We start from the raw sequence: 14,536 nt of genomic DNA on the forward strand, positions 1-14,536 counted from the left end.
TCCCCTCCCCTCAGATTCCGATGAGCCGGCGGCGCAGATCCGCGTCGTCGCGCAAGGTGGCGGCCGGGCCCTCGTGGACGATACGGCCGCGATCCATCACGTAGACGCGGTCTGCGACGTCGAGCGCGGCGAGCGCGTTCTGCTCGACGACGAGCGCCGCGACGCCCTCCGCCTTGAGCCGGCGAATGGTGCGCATGACGTCCTGCACGATCTTGGGGGCGAGCCCCTGCGAGGGCTCGTCGAACAGGACGAGGCCCGGCGAGCCGAGCAGCGCGCGGGAGATCGACACCATCTGCATCTCGCCGCCCGACAGGTTCTCGCAATCGCGGCTCATCAGGTGCTCGAGCGCCGAGAAGATGCCGAAGGCGTCCGACAGGCTCCACGAGCGGAAGCGGGTCTTCTTCACGGCGATCTGCAGGTTGCGCTGCACCGTCAGCGTCGGGAACACCCGGCGGTCGTCGGGCACCCAGCCGATGCCGGCGCGGGCGATCTCGTGGGTCGAGGCGCCGGTGATCGCGCGCCCGTCGAAACGGATCTCGCCGGTGCGCGGGGGCGTGAGGCCCAGGATCGAGCGGATCAGCGTCGTCTTGCCCGCGCCGTTCGGGCCGAGCAGGGCGACGACCTCCCCCTCCTCGATGCGGATCGAGGGGCCGAACAGCACCTGCGTCTCGCCGTAGAAGCTCTGGATCGATGCGACGTCGAGCATCACGCCACCTCCGCCAGCGCCGAGCGCCGGACCCACTTGTTCGCCATCAGCTCGGAGGGCGTACCATGCGCGATCACCTGACCCCAGTGGATCACGGAGATCTCGTCGGCGAGCTCGAACAGGAAGCGCATGTCGTGCTCGATCATCACGATGGTGAAGCGCTCGCGCAGCCGCCGTACGAGCGCGGCGAGCGAGCGCGTCGCCTCCGCGCCCAGCCCCGAGGTCGGCTCGTCGAGGAAGAGGATCTTCGGGTCGGCGGCGAGCGCGACGCCGATCTCGAGCGCGCGCCGCTCGCCGTAGGAGAGGTCCTTCGCCTTCTGGAAGGCACGATGCCCGAGCCCGACGAGGGCCAGCACCTCGCGCGCCTCGTCCATCAGCGCCTTGTCGGCGAAGACGTCGGTGGCGACCCGCGTCTGCGCCGCGCGGAAGGCGGGCAGAGCCAGCATGACGTTCTCGACGACGACGCTCTCGTCAAAGAGCGTCATCAGCTGGAAGGAGCGGGCGATGCCCATCCGCGCGATCGCGTGGGGCGGACGCCCCGCGATGTCGCGGCCCTCGAAGCGGATCGCGCCGCGATCGGGCGCGAACCGGCCGGTGAGGATGTTGAAGGTCGTCGTCTTGCCGGCGCCGTTCGGGCCCATGATGCCCGACACCTTCCCCGCCTCGAAGGCGAGCGAGACGTCCTCCAGGACGACGCGGGAGCCGAAGCGCTTGTGGAGATGGACGGCCTCGAAGAGCGCCATGATCGTCACTCCGCAGGCTGGCCGGCGGCGCGGGCGCGGGGCGCCCTGAGCCGCTCGGAGAGGAGGTGGATCGCGCCGGCGAGACCCTCGGGGCGCAGCATGACGACGATCATGAACATCAGCCCGTACCAGAGCAGCCAGGTCTCGGTGAGCGAGCCGAGCACGTCGCGGGCGACGAAGTAGAGCGCGACGCCCAGCACCGGCCCCCAGAAGGAGACGAGCCCACCACCGATGAGCGTCATCATCACGATGAAGCCGGACTGGTGGAGGCTCATCACGTCGGGATAGGCGCTCTGCTGGGCCATGGAGAACAGCCCGCCCGCGAGGCCGGCGATCGCCGCGGAAAGCGCGAAAACCGCCCATTTCACGGCCCAGACGTGGATGCCGACGAAAGCGGCGCGAGTCTCGGACTGGCGCAGCGCCTGCAGCACGCGCCCGAACGGCGAGTGCACGAGCCGCCACAAGCCGATCGTCACGACGAGGAGCACGGCGACGACGAAATAGAACAGGCTCGTGTTGTCGGAGAGGTCGAAGGAGACGATGCCGAAGTCGGCGGGCGGGCGTGGGATGCCGAGCAGGCCGTCCTCGCCGCCGGTGACGCCGTGCGCCTTGATCGCCGTGAACCAGAACATCTGGCCGAAGGCGATCGTCATCAGCGCGTAGTAGATGCCCCGCCGGTGCGAGAGGAAGGCGCCGACGACCATGCCGGCGATGCAGGCCGCCGCGATCGCCGCGAGGAGCCCGCCCCAGAGACTCACGGCCACCTCCTGCTGGAAGAGCCCGAAGGCGTAGGCGCCGACCCCGAAATACGCGCCGTGCCCGAAGGAGTGCAGGCCGGCATAGCCGAACAGCAGGTTGAAGCCGAGCGCGTAGAGGATCCAGATCGCCACCTCGACGCCGATATACTGGTAGAGCCCCACCATCGGCAGCCAGAACGGCGCCGTGAGCAGCACCGCCGCGAACAGCACGATCTGCGGGGTGATTACGGCGCCGGGGCGCGCGGGGACGTCGGAGAGGGAAATCATCGCCTCACAGCTCCAGCTGGCTCTTGCGGCCGAACAGGCCGCGCGCACGCAGGCCGACGACGAGGACGAGGAGGATGTACATCGACATCATCGACCAGGCCGGCGCGTAGGCACCCGAGATGCCCACCGCGAGCCCGACTAGGATCGCCGAGACGACCGCGCCCCAGAACGAGCCGACGCCGCCCACGACGATGATGAGGAAGGCGGGGATGACGACGTCGATGCCGATATGCGGACGCAGCCCCCAGATCGGCGCCATCACGACGCCGGCGAGACCCGCGAGCCCGGCGCCGAGCGCGAAGACCAGCATGCGCAGGCGACCGATGTCGTAGCCCAGCGCACGCACCATCTCCGAATCGTGCGCGCCAGCCTTGATGACGGCGCCGTAGGGCGTGCGCTCGAGGAAGAGCCAGACGGCGAAGATCGCGAGGATGGCGAAGCCGGCGGCGAAGAGCTTGTACTTGGCGTAGATCAGCCCGAGCATGAACATCGGCCCGTTGATCACGGCCGGGACCTGCAGGAACTGCTCGCCCGAGCCCCAGGCGATGCGGATCGCCTCCTCGATGACGAGGGCCGCGCCGAAGGTGAGAAGCAGCCCGTAGAGCGGCGCCTTGCCGTAGGTGCGCCGTAGGCACAGCTCGAGCACGATGCCCGCGAGCGCCGCCACAGCGGGCCCTACCACCAACGCGAGCGCGTAGCGCGTCCCGAGCGGCAGCGTTCCCCACCAGGCGGCGAAGGCGGTGTCGCCCAGGATCGCCGGCGAGAGGATCGTCGCGGCGGCGTAGGCGCCGAGCGCGAAGAGCGAGCCGTGAGCGAGGTTGATCGTCTCCATGACGCCGACGATCAGCGTGAAGCCGAGCGCGATCATCGCGAAGAGCAGGCCCAGCGTCAGCCCGTTGAGGATGTGCGGCAGGAGCAACGTCATCGCAAAGCCCGGTACGAGTGAGCGAGAAGGGACGAGCGGCGGGGAGAGCCGCCGCTCGTCGAGGTGCCCGGGGGAGATCACCGGGTGGAGGGTCTCACACCTCGTAGGTCGGGGTCGCCTCGTAGGGCTCGAGCGTGCATTTCGCGGCCGCGTCGAGGTCCCTCACCGCATCCGGGTCGGACCAGGACAGGATCTCGAACATGTCGTCGGGATCCTGCGTGCCGACATTGGCGGTGGCGAGATAGATCGTCTGCTGCACCTGGTGGGTGTTGGGGTCGATATAAGCGTCGTGGTGCTGCATCCGCTCGGCGGCGGGCATGCGCAGGCCCTCCAGCTCCTTGATGACGGCGATGTTGTTCGTCGTCCCGGCGCGCTCGACCGCGCGGAGCAATTCGCGCGTGGCCATGTAGCCGTTGTAGAAGACGTTGCCCGGGACGCGCATCGACGTGTCCGGATACATCGCCTGGTACCGCTGCACGAAGTCGGCGACGCCGGGCAGGTCGAGCTTGTAGTACCAGGTGGTGCCGAAGACGCCGAAGAGGTTGTCGAGCGGCAGGCCGTAGACGTCCGGCCAGTCCTGCTGATTGTTGATCCAGGCGGGGCTGTCGCCCATGCCGAGCTGGGCGACCTGCTGGCGCAGAACCTTCTGGTCGTCGCCGCCGATCGCCGCGGCGACGACGTCTGGCTTGGCCTGCTGGATCGAGAGCAACGCCGCGGAGAAGTCGCGCGTGCCCTGCGGCACCAGGATCTCGTCCATGGCCTCGCCGCCGAACTCGGCGAGCAGCGCCTTCGTCGAGGCCGCCGTGTTGTGGCCCCAGACGTAGTCGTTCGTCAGCAGCATCCAGCGCTTGCCGCGGGCCTCGATGGCGGTCTTCACCGTGGCCTTGGCGAAGTTGGTGCCGTTGCCGTCCCACACGAACTTCACGCGGTGGCAGTTCTCGCCCGATTCCGTCGGCGAGGAGGAATTGGTGTTGAGGTAGATCGTGCCGTATTTCTGCGCGACCTGGCTGATCGCATTGGCGACGCCCGAGGAGACCGCACCGATCAGGAACCCGCATTCCTCGCGGGTGATCAGGCGCTCGGCGACGCGCGAGCCGGTGGCGGGCGTCGTCTCCGTGTCGAGATGCACCGTCTCGATGCGCCGGCCGAGCACGCCGCCGCGCTCGTTGGCCTCGGCGATCGCCATCATCATGCCGCGCCGGTCGGAGGCGCCCGAATTGGCGTATTGCCCGCTCGCGTCCGAGGTGATGCCGATCTTGATCGGCTTGTCGGTGGCCTGCGCGTAGACGCGGTTGTGTGTCCACGGGCCCATGAAGGCCGCGCCGGCCGCGCCGCCGGCGAGCAGTCCACGCCGCGAGATACCCGTCCTGATGTCCGTCATGGTGGCGTCCTCCCTACGAGGTCCGGGCTGCCCGTCCCCACGGGTCTCGCCCATTCGAGCTCGGCTTTCCGCGCTGGCGCGGCACCGCTTTGAATTTTCGTTCGAAGAGTGAAACTCAATTCTCTCGACCTCGCAAGCGTGAATTTTCTCGCATCGAACGATTTTTCAAATCCCCTGGACTTCACGGTGGGATCGCGGGAGAACGGATGACGCACGGGAGCGGGGGCGAGATGGACCGCAACGAGAGCTACGATTCCCTGCGCGCCCGGCTGAAGGCGCGCTACGACGATCTCTCGCCGCATCTGCAGCGGCTCGCGCGGCTCGCGCTCGACGACCCGAATTTCCTCGCGCTGCAGACCATCACGGCGATCGCGGCGCGGGCGTCCGTGCAGCCGTCCACCATCGTGCGTTTCGCCAAGGAATTCGGCTACGACGGGTTCTCGGGGATGCAGCAGGTGTTCAAGCTGCGCTTGATCGAGGGCGCGCCGGTCTATCGCGAGCGCGTCTTCGGCGAAGTCGCGCCGATCGAGGGCGACCGGCTCGCGCGCTGCGCCGACGCGCTCATCGCCTCGCTGGAGCGGCTGAAGGCCACGACCCCGCGCGAGCGGATCGCCCGCGCCGTCGAGATCCTGGCGCGGGCCGATTTCGTCTTCGTCGCGGGCCTTCGCCGCTCGCGGCCGGTCTCGGCCTATCTCGCCTACGGGCTCAGCCGGCTCGAGCGGCGCTGCGCCGTGCTCGATTTCGACGGCGGCATGGCCGGGCAGCAGGTGGCGAACATGCGCCAGGGCGACGTGCTGTGCGCCATCGCGTTCGCCGAATACTCCCCCGTCGTGGTGGACGCCGTGCGTGACGCGCACCTGCGCGACATTCCCGTCGTCGCCATCACCGACACGGATTCGAGCCCGCTCGCGCTGAACGCCAGCGTCCATTTCGTCGTCGACGACGACGCCCACGGCGCCTTCCGCCCGATCTCCGGCGCCATCGGCCTCGTCCAGACGCTGATCGAGGAGATCGCGGCGGGCGCGGCCTCCACCCTACCCGTGGTGCAGCCCGCAGCTGCGTCAGCGCCCCCCGACGTCGGCGGACGCGGACATGCAGACCAGACGGCCGAGCCCGGAGCACGGACCGGCGACCGCCGCCGTGTCGCCAGGCGCACGAGGGGGCGGGACGACGCCTGATCGTCTGGTTCGACCCACGACCCGCCGCGCCCCAACGGCGTTCGCGGCAGGCAGCGGATGCGTGATCGGGGTCAGGCCGCGCGTTGACCCGCGAGCGACGCGAGCTCGGCCTCGTCCGGGATCGCGCCCGTGTACCAGAGCCGTGCGGCGACGGCCGACATCGCCCGTCCGTCGTGGCCGATATGGGCGACCTCCACGAGGCGCCACGCGAGCGGCACGCCGAGCCGCTCTGCCTCGCGGCGCGCGACCTCGAGATAGTTGCGGGCGCGGGCGAAGCGGTGGGGGCCCTGCGCGAGGGCTTCCGGGTTCGAGGGAAGGTGCGGGTCGTCGGTGGCGATGTCGCCGGCACCGGCGAGGATCACGAGGGGCAGCGCGAAGAGGCGACGCAGGTCGCCCTCGTCGAGACCGATCCCGCCGAGCCCCTCGGGGAAAGCCTTGTCGAGCAGCGGCAACGTGTACCAGCCCGCGTTGGAGGCGATCATCTCGGCGAAAGGCACGTTCGGCTCGAGCCCGGCGAGGCGGTGCACGAACTGGCCGCCGGCGGAGTGGCCGAACAGCCGCGCCGTCGCGGCCGTCGTCACGCCCGCCTCGCGCAGGGCTGCGAAGATGCGCGCCAGGCTCGCGTAGCCCCATTGCGCCCGCGGCCGCACGCCGCCCTCGGCATCGAGCACGCGGCCGTTGTTGTAGCTCTCCGGCCCGGGATAGTGCTCGTCGGAGAAGGTGGGCGCCACGACGAGGAGACCGTGGCGATCGGCCGCCTCGATCCAGAAATCGCGATAATCGTCGCCGTTGCGCAGCATGCCGTGCTGCACGAAGACCGGCTCGCGCGCCGGATCGTAGCCGGCCGCACGGTAGCACTGGAGCATGATCGGCCCCTCGCGATACCCGGCCTCGTCGACGAAGGGGACGGCGTGGCGGCCGGGGCGCGCGAGGGCGTCGGCGAGAGCGGCGAGATCGGTCATGGGGCGGGTACTCCGACTGTGGTCGAGATCGCCGCCGGCGAGGCGCCGGGGGCGGTGTGCAGGTGGCAGGCCGCCTGCCGTCCGGCGGCGACGGGAGCGAGCGCGGGACGCGTCTCGCGGCAGACCGGCATCGCGTGGGGGCAGCGCGGATGGAAGGCGCAGCCCGGCGGCGGCGCCATCGGGGAGGGAATCTCGCCTGCGATCGGCGTGAAGCGGCGCTTGCGACGGCGCACGTCCGGGATCTCCGCGACGAGCGCCGCCGTGTAGGGGTGCTGGGGATCGGAGAACAGGGCCTGCGCCGGCCCCTCCTCCACGATCCGGCCGAGATACATGATCGCGACGCGGTCGCAGATGTGCCGTACGAGGCCGAGATCGTGCGAGATGAACAGGTAGGTGAGCCCGCGCGTCTCGCGCAGATCCATGAACAGGTTCACCACCTGCGCCTGGACCGACACGTCCAGGGCGGCGACCGGCTCGTCGCAGACGAGGAAGCGCGGGTCGACGGCGAGCGCCCGCGCGATGCCGATGCGCTGGCGCTGCCCGCCCGAGAACTCGTGCGGGTAGCGGCTCGCGTAGGAGGCGTCGAGCCCGACCTCCGCGAGGGCGGCCTCGACCCGCTCCGCGATCTCGCCCCGGGGCGCGAGGCGGTGGACGCCGAGCGCCTCCCCGACGATCTGGCGTACCGTCCGGCGCGGATTGAGCGAGGCATAGGGATCCTGGAAGACGAGCTGGACCTCCAGCGTGTAGGCGAGACGCTCGGCCTTCGTGAGCTCCCGCACCGGTTTCCCGCGATAGACCACCTCGCCGCTCGTGGGCGGGTGGAGGCCGGCGAGCGCACGCCCCAGCGTCGACTTCCCGCACCCGCTCTCGCCGACGAGGCCGACGACCTCGCCCGGCGCGACGGCGAGGTCGACGTCCTCGACCGCGTGGACGGTGCGCCGATCCACGGGTCGCCCGGCGAGCGCGAGGAGGCGCATGGCGATGTCGGGCTTGCGCGAGAAGCGCTTGACGAGGCTCCTCGCCTCGAGGATCGGCGTCATGCGGCGTCTCGCTCGGGCATGGGATTGTGGCAGCGCCAGCCGCGGCCCGGCACGGGGCCGACGAGCGGCGGGTCGATCTCGGCGCAGACCGGCAGGACATTGCCGCAGCGCGTGCGGAAGGGGCACCCCGTCGGCCGCGCCGAGAGCGGCGGCGCGGCGCCGTCGATCTGATGCAGCCGCGTGCCCGGCGCGTTGACGGAAGGCACCGATCCGAGCAGTCCCGCCGTGTACGGGTGGCGGGGCGCGTCGAGCACCGCGTCGGCGCTTCCCGTCTCGACGATGCGGCCGGAATACATGACGCAGATCCGGTCCGCGAGCTCGGCGACGACGCCGAGGTCGTGGGTGATCCACAACAGCGCGGTGCCGCTCGCCTCGCACAGCGTCTGCATCTCGTGGAGGATCTGGCCCTGGATCGTCACGTCGAGCGCCGTCGTGGGCTCGTCGGCGATGATCAGGTCCGGCTCGTTGAGCATCGCGGTGGCGATGGCCACGCGCTGGCGCATGCCGCCGGAGAACTCGTGCGGGTATTGCCGCAGGCGCTCGGCCGCGGAGGCGATGCCCACCTGGCCGAGCGCTTCCACGGCGCGGGCGCGCGCGGCACGCTCGCCGACGCCGTGATGCTCCGTCACCGCCTCGATCATCTGCTCGCCGATGGTCAGGACCGGGTTGAGGGTCATCAGCGGGTCCTGGAAGATCATCGCGATGCGGTCGCCGCGGATCGCGCGCATCTCGCTCTCGGGGAGCGAGAGGAGGTCGCGGCCCTCGAACAGCACCTCGCCGGCGACGATCTCGCCGGGCGGATCGACCAGCCGCATCAGCGAGAAGCCGGTGACGGACTTGCCGGAGCCGGATTCGCCCACGAGGCCGACGACCTCGCCTCGCGCGATCGAGAGATCGACGCCGTCGACGGCAGGGTAGGCGCCCGCGAGCGTGTGGAAGACGGTACGCAGCCCGCGGACCTCGAGGAGCGGCCGGGACGGGTCGGCGGGGAGCGGTGTCATCAGCGGCGCCTCGGGTCGATGCTCTCGCGCAGGCGATCGCCGACGAGGTTGATGGAGAAGACGAGCACCACGAGCGCGAGGCCGGGGAAGAAGCTGATCCAGTACTCGCCGCTGAGCAGGTACTCGAAGCCGCTCGCGATGAGCAGGCCGAGCGACGGCTCCGTGATCGGCACGCCGACGCCGAGGAAGGAGAGCGTCGATTCGAGCATGATGGCGGAGGCGACCTGAACCGTGGCGACGACGAGGATCGGCGCGAGCGCGTTCGGCAGGAGGTGGACGAGCATGATCCGCCAGCCCGGAATGGCGAAGTTGCGCGCCGCCTCGACGTATTCCTTGCGCGTCTCCACGAGGACACTGCCACGCATGATCCGGGCGTATTGCGCCCATTGCACGATGACGATGGCGAGGATCACCTTGTCGACCCCTCGCCCGATGGCGGAGAGCAGGATCAGCGCGACGAGGATCGTGGGGAAGCCGAGGATGAAGTCGACGACGCGCATGATCGCGGTCTCGACGAGCCCGCCGACATAGGCGGCCAGGAGCCCCATCAACGTGCCGATCGTCGCGGCGGCGGCGGTCGCGGAGAGGCCGACGACGAGGCTGATGCGCAGGCCGTAGAGGATCGCGCTCAGCATGTCGCGCCCCTGCGAGTCCGTGCCGAGCCAGTAGACCGCGCCGTCCATGCTCTGCGCGCCGGGCGCGAGGCGGTTGTCGAAGATGCTCAGGGCGGCGAGGTCGTAGGGGTCCTGCGGCGCGAGGAACGGCGCGAACAGGGCCGCGGCGACGAGGATCGCGAGCATGATCGCCGCGCCGCGCGCCGTCGGCCGGCTGCGCAGGCGCGCCAGGATGCGCGCCCGGTTCGGCGTTTGCCCGATCGCCGGCGCCAGAGCGACGGGCTCGCGGGAGGAGGTGTCGACGCGCTCGCTCACGACGCCCCCTTCTCGAGCTCGACCCGCGGATCGAGCACCGCATAGGCGAGATCGACGAGCAGGTTGACGGACACGAAGATGAAGGTCGCGATCATGACGTAGGCGACCACGACCGGCCGATCGAGCTGGTAGACGCTGTCGATCAGGAGCTTGCCCATTCCGGGCCACGCGAACACGGTCTCGGTGATGGTGGAATAGGCGATCAGGCTGCCGAACTCGACGCCGATCACCGTGACGACGGGGACGAGGATGTTGCGCAGGATGTGCCGGCGCACGATGCGCCCGCGCCGCACGCCCTTCGCTCGGGCGTACTTGACGTAGTCCTGCAGCCGCGCCTCGGCCGTGCCGGAGGCCGCGAGCCGCAGGACGAGGGCGAGGTTGGGCAAGGCGAGGTTGATCGCCGGAAGGATGAGGTGCGACCAGCCGTCGGCGGTGAGGAAGCTCACCTCGATGCCGAGCAGGCTCACCGTGTCCCCGCGCCCGGCGGCCGGCGCCCAGTTGAGGAACACGGCGAAGACGAAGATGAGCATCATTCCCTGCCAGAAGGCCGGCAGCGAATAGCCGAAGATCGAGCCCGTCATGATCGTGCGCGCCGTGCGCGTCTCCGGCGCGAGCCCGGCGATCATGCCGAGCGGCAGGCCGATGGAGACCGCGATGACGAGGGAGAGGACGACGAGCTCCAGCGTCGCCGGCAGGCGCTGGAGGATCAGCTCCACCGCCGGGACGCCGTGGACGAAGGACGTGCCGAGATCGCCCTGGGCGAGGTTTCCGAGGAAGACGAGGTATTGGCGCCAGATCGGCAGGTCGAGGCCGAGCCTGCGGATCATCACCTCGCGCTCGGCCGCGCTCGTGTCCGGGCTGACGAGCAGCTCCACGGGATCGCCGATGGCGTACACGGCGAAGAAGACCACGATCGAGACCGCGAGCAGGACGAAGACGCTCTGGATCGCGCGGCGGAGGATGAACAGCGTCACGGGCTCGTGTCCTCGGACGGATGGGGACGCCGGGCCCGCGTCGGAGCGGGCCCGGCGGGACGATCACTCGTCGGAGGTGATGGCGGTCGCCAGCGTGTACTGGTCGGCGCGGCCCTGGTAGTCGAGGCCGGAGCGGAAGGCCCAGATCGTGCTCTCGTAATGGAGCGGGATGTAGGGCATCTGCTCGAGCACCCGCGCCCCGGCCTGCTGCAGCAGCGCCTCGCGCTCGGCGTCGTCCATCGTGGCGATGGCCTCGCGCAGGACGACATCGAACTCCGGATCCGACCAGCCGCCGTAATTGCTGCCGCCGAGGCCGGCGACGTCGTCGGTCGTCGGCACCCATTGGCGCAGGAACGAGCTCGCCTCGCCCGTATCCGAGCCCCAGCCGCCCATGGAGAGGCTGAACTCGCGCCCCGAGCGGCGCGAGAAGAAGATCGAGCGCGTCATCGCGTCGAGCTCGGTCTCGATGCCGATGCGGGTGAAGAACTGCGCCACCGCCTGCGCCACCTGCGCGTCGTTGATGTAGCGATCGTTGGTGGCGTGGAAGGTCACGGAGAAGCCGTCGGGATAGCCGGCCTCCGCGAGGAGCTCGCGGGCGCGCTCGGGGTCGTATTCGAGCGCCGGTGCGTCGGCGATGGTGCCGAACATGCCCGCGGGCAGGAACTGGTTCGCCGGCGCGGCCGCGTCGTCCATGATGCGCTCGACGATCGCCTCGCGATCGATCGCCATCGACATGGCGCGGCGCACGCGCACGTCCTGGAAGGGATTCGAGCCGTCGGGCGCGTCGACGAAGGGGCTGTCGTCGCGCATGTCGAGCTGGAGGTAGATCACCCGCGAGGACGGCGTGATGACGTACTCGTAGTCATCGGAGCCCTCGATGCGCGAGAGATCGCGCGCCGCCGGGTTCTCGATGACGTCGTAATCGCCAGAGAGCAGGCCGGCGAGCCGCGGGCCGGCGTTGGGCACGGGCTTGAAGCTCACGCGCTCCCATTCCGGCGTCTCGCCGAAATAGCGCTCGTTGCGCACGAGATCGATGCCCGAGCCCTTGACGTAGCTCTCGATGGCGTAGGGCCCGGTGCCGACTGCGACGCTGCCGTCGTTGAAGTCGTTCACCGTGGGCCACGCGCCGGTGACGCCGCACGCGCTCTCGGGATCGAAGCTGATCTCGCCGTGCTCGACGATCTCGTCGGAGATGATCGCGATCTGCGCGAGCCGGATCGGGAGGAGCGGATCGGGCTCGTTCGTCTCGAAGACGAGGGTGTGGTCGTCCGGCGTCTCGATCGACGCCATGTTCTTGATGGCCTCGTCGAAGGAGCCGGAGACCGCCGTCTCGTTGTTGAGGACGCGGCAATAGGAGAAGATCACGTCCTCGGCCGTGAACGGCGTGCCGTCGCTGAACACGACGTCGTCGCGCAGCTCGAAGCGCCAGGTGGTCGGCCCCTCGTTGGTCCAGCGCGTGGCGAGGTTCGGCTGGACCTTCTGCTGGGCGTCCGTGGTCAGCAGCGCGTCGAAGACGTGCATCGTCAGCGCATTGTTGGACGACAGGTCGTGATAGTGCGGATCGACCGCCGTCGGCTCCGACGACAGGGCGATGGTGAGGTCCTCGGCCGAGGCGGTCCCGGCCAGGAGCGTGAACGCGAGCGCGCCGAGAAGGCGGCCGCGGCGCATGTGTGGGGTCATCGAGAGTTTCCCTCCGGTTGTCGTTGTCGATCGTCTCGTGTCACCACTCGTCCTCCGGGCGCGAGCCGCCCGGCTCGCCCTCCTCGAAGAGGAACGGGTAGATCTGCTCCGTCAGGCGCGCCGCGTCCGCGGCGGTCTGGGTGCGCAGGGTCAGGACGGCGGCCAGCGCCTCGATCGCCGCCACGATGCCGACGCTGGAGGCGAAGAGCACGGGATGGCTCGCCCCGCCGAAGAGCACGGCGCGGCAGAACGGGACGATGGGCGAGCTCGGCGCGTCGGTGATCCCGACGACGGGCACGTCCCGCTCGTTCAGCGAGCGCGTGAGCCGCACCGTCGTCGCGGAATAGCGCGGCAGCGTGATGACGATGGCCGCGTCCTGCGGCTCGAGCCGCATCGCGCGCGGCACCATGCGCGCGGGGCCGCCGAAGCCGGTCAGCACCACCTGGGCCGGCGCGAACTGCGCCAGATGCTCCGCCGTGAATTGCGCGAGCGCGGCCGAGATGCCGAGGCCGACGATCGCCACCGTCCGCGCGCGCGCCACGACGTCCGCGGCGAGCGCGCAGGCCTCGGAGTTCAGGAGATCCCGCGCGAAGGCGAGGTTCGCCTCCGCGGAGGCGTAGCCGTCCGCGAACACGGCGGCCGGATCGGCGCCCCCTCCCTTGCGCTCCCTGAGCTTCTCGACGGGGGCGATGGTGCGCCGGAACGCGTCGAGCGAGCGGGTGCGGAACTCGGCATAGCCGTTGAGCCCGAGCGTCTTCACGAAGCGGTTGACGGTGGCGATGGACACGCCCGACGCCTCCGCCAGCTCCTCGATCCCCATCGTCGCGGCCAGCATCGGATTGGCGAGGATCCAGTCCGCCAGCCGTCCCTGCGAGGCGGTCATGGCCGCGCGGTGCTGCAGGATCAGGGACAGGACGGGCGAGAGGGAGGACATGCGTCACGGGGTTCCGATCTGAAAATCATTGTTTCCAGTCTCGGCTATCTTGCAAGAAATTTTTTCATCATCGGGCGAACGTCGCGCATGCCCGCCGGGCGCTCCGCGCGCGGCACGAGCCTCGTCGCAATGGCATGTCTCGACGAGATCGGCGTCGGCTAGCGCAGCGACAGCCCGCCGTCGACGCGCAGGATCTGGCCCGTGACGTGGCGGGCCTCTCGCGAGAGCAGGAAGACGATCGCCGCGGCGACGTCGTCGGGCTCGGCGATGCGGCCCATCGGCGTCGCCCGCGCGGCGGCGTCCCAGGCGCCCTCCTGCAGGGCGGAATGGCCGCCGACCTTGCGGGTGAAGCCCGGCGCGACGCAGTTCACCGTCGTCCCCGTCGGCGCGAGCTGGAAGGCGAGCGAGCGGGCCAGCGCCTCGAGCGCGCCCTTGCCGGCGGCGGTCGTGGGAAACAGCGTGTCGTTCACGCCGAACGCGTGCGCGACGAAGGAGCTCACCGCGACCACCCTCCCCCAGGGCGAGCCAGCGAGGTCGTCGAGCGCCGCGGTGACCAGCGACGCGAAGGGCAGCGCGTTGACGGCCACGGCCTCGGCGACGTCGCCCGCGGCGAAGTCTCCGAACACGCTCTTCTTCGCGCGCCCGGCGTTGGAGACGATCTGGTCGACACGCCCGAAGCGTGCCCGCGCCCGCGCCACGATCTCCGCGCACGCTCCCGTCTCGGTCAAGTCGGCGAGGACCGTCTCGACGGCCGCACCGGCATCGCGCGCCTCGGCGGCGACGTTCGCGAGCCCGTCCGCGTTGGCGCGCGTGTTGAGGACGAGCGCGACGCCCGGCCCGGCGAGCCGCCGCGCGGTCGCCGCACCGATCCCGCTCGCGGCCCCGGTGACGACGACGACCCGCTCGGGCGCCTCGTCCGCCCCTCGCCTCTCCTGGCTCATGATCCCTCGCCCGTCGCTTCGACGACGCGAGGATAGGCGCGGACGTGCCGTTGCGGCAAACACCGGAACGGCAATGGCCTGGGCGCGCTGGCGCGCCGCGCGCATGAACGCTAGCGT

At 70.3% G+C, this 14,536-nt stretch carries 14 protein-coding genes; 1 reads left to right on the forward strand and 13 read right to left on the reverse strand.

Annotated elements, in window-relative coordinates:
- Positions 1–10 precede the first annotated feature (10 nt).
- From IEX89_RS02025 to IEX89_RS02045, 5 genes are all read right to left on the reverse strand, one after another.
- Positions 11–706 (reverse strand): ABC transporter ATP-binding protein, encoded by a 696-nt coding sequence (locus tag IEX89_RS02025; RefSeq protein ID WP_188908969.1) that lies wholly within the window; start codon positions 704–706, stop codon positions 11–13.
- Positions 706–1,449 (reverse strand): ABC transporter ATP-binding protein, encoded by a 744-nt coding sequence (locus IEX89_RS02030; RefSeq protein WP_188908971.1) that lies wholly within the window; start codon positions 1,447–1,449, stop codon positions 706–708. Before IEX89_RS02030 ends, IEX89_RS02025 begins: the two co-directional genes overlap by 1 nt.
- A 5-nt stretch (positions 1,450–1,454) precedes the next feature.
- A complete protein-coding gene (locus tag IEX89_RS02035; RefSeq protein WP_188908973.1) occupies positions 1,455–2,474 on the reverse strand; it encodes a branched-chain amino acid ABC transporter permease in 1,020 nt (339 codons plus the stop codon).
- 4 nt (positions 2,475–2,478) lie between these two features.
- Positions 2,479–3,399 carry a branched-chain amino acid ABC transporter permease gene (locus tag IEX89_RS02040; protein ID WP_188908975.1) on the reverse strand — a complete coding sequence of 307 codons (921 nt, stop codon included), beginning with the start codon at positions 3,397–3,399 and terminating at the stop codon, positions 2,479–2,481.
- Between the two features lie 94 nt (positions 3,400–3,493).
- The gene (locus IEX89_RS02045) at positions 3,494–4,780 is read right to left on the reverse strand and encodes an ABC transporter substrate-binding protein (RefSeq protein ID WP_188908977.1); all 1,287 of its coding nucleotides are present in this window, start codon (positions 4,778–4,780) and stop codon (positions 3,494–3,496) included.
- 206 nt (positions 4,781–4,986) lie between these two features.
- Here IEX89_RS02045 and IEX89_RS02050 point away from each other — a divergent pair, with 206 nt between their 5' ends.
- The gene (locus IEX89_RS02050; protein ID WP_188908979.1) at positions 4,987–5,958 is read left to right on the forward strand and encodes a MurR/RpiR family transcriptional regulator; all 972 of its coding nucleotides are present in this window, start codon (positions 4,987–4,989) and stop codon (positions 5,956–5,958) included.
- 71 nt (positions 5,959–6,029) lie between these two features.
- Here the strand turns inward: IEX89_RS02050 and IEX89_RS02055 are convergent, their stop codons facing one another.
- The 8 genes from IEX89_RS02055 to IEX89_RS02090 all read right to left on the reverse strand — a co-directional run bounded on the left by IEX89_RS02055 (position 6,030) and on the right by IEX89_RS02090 (position 14,419).
- Positions 6,030–6,920, reverse strand: coding sequence for an alpha/beta hydrolase family protein (locus IEX89_RS02055; protein WP_188908980.1), 891 nt, complete (start codon positions 6,918–6,920; stop codon positions 6,030–6,032).
- Positions 6,917–7,960: an ABC transporter ATP-binding protein gene (locus tag IEX89_RS02060; RefSeq protein ID WP_188908983.1), complete on the reverse strand. Its 1,044-nt coding sequence runs from the start codon at positions 7,958–7,960 to the stop codon at positions 6,917–6,919. Before IEX89_RS02060 ends, IEX89_RS02055 begins: the two co-directional genes overlap by 4 nt.
- Positions 7,957–8,961, reverse strand: coding sequence for an ABC transporter ATP-binding protein (locus tag IEX89_RS02065; RefSeq protein WP_188908985.1), 1,005 nt, complete (start codon positions 8,959–8,961; stop codon positions 7,957–7,959). The genes IEX89_RS02060 and IEX89_RS02065 overlap by 4 nt, the downstream gene beginning before the upstream one ends.
- A complete protein-coding gene (locus tag IEX89_RS02070) occupies positions 8,961–9,848 on the reverse strand; it encodes an ABC transporter permease (protein WP_373290544.1) in 888 nt (295 codons plus the stop codon). The genes IEX89_RS02065 and IEX89_RS02070 overlap by 1 nt, the downstream gene beginning before the upstream one ends.
- A 38-nt stretch (positions 9,849–9,886) precedes the next feature.
- Positions 9,887–10,864 (reverse strand): ABC transporter permease, encoded by a 978-nt coding sequence (locus IEX89_RS02075; RefSeq protein ID WP_188908987.1) that lies wholly within the window; start codon positions 10,862–10,864, stop codon positions 9,887–9,889.
- Positions 10,865–10,927: 63 nt separating this feature from the next.
- On the reverse strand, positions 10,928–12,544 hold the full coding sequence (locus tag IEX89_RS02080; RefSeq protein WP_244645052.1) for an ABC transporter substrate-binding protein: 1,617 nt from the start codon (positions 12,542–12,544) through the stop codon (positions 10,928–10,930).
- Between the two features lie 40 nt (positions 12,545–12,584).
- Positions 12,585–13,478, reverse strand: coding sequence for a MurR/RpiR family transcriptional regulator (locus IEX89_RS02085; protein ID WP_188908989.1), 894 nt, complete (start codon positions 13,476–13,478; stop codon positions 12,585–12,587).
- Between the two features lie 158 nt (positions 13,479–13,636).
- Positions 13,637–14,419 (reverse strand): SDR family NAD(P)-dependent oxidoreductase, encoded by a 783-nt coding sequence (locus tag IEX89_RS02090; RefSeq protein WP_188908991.1) that lies wholly within the window; start codon positions 14,417–14,419, stop codon positions 13,637–13,639.
- Positions 14,420–14,536 lie beyond the last annotated feature (117 nt).

This window comes from Salinarimonas ramus, from assembly GCF_014645695.1.
Lineage (GTDB): Bacteria > Pseudomonadota > Alphaproteobacteria > Rhizobiales > Beijerinckiaceae > Salinarimonas > Salinarimonas ramus.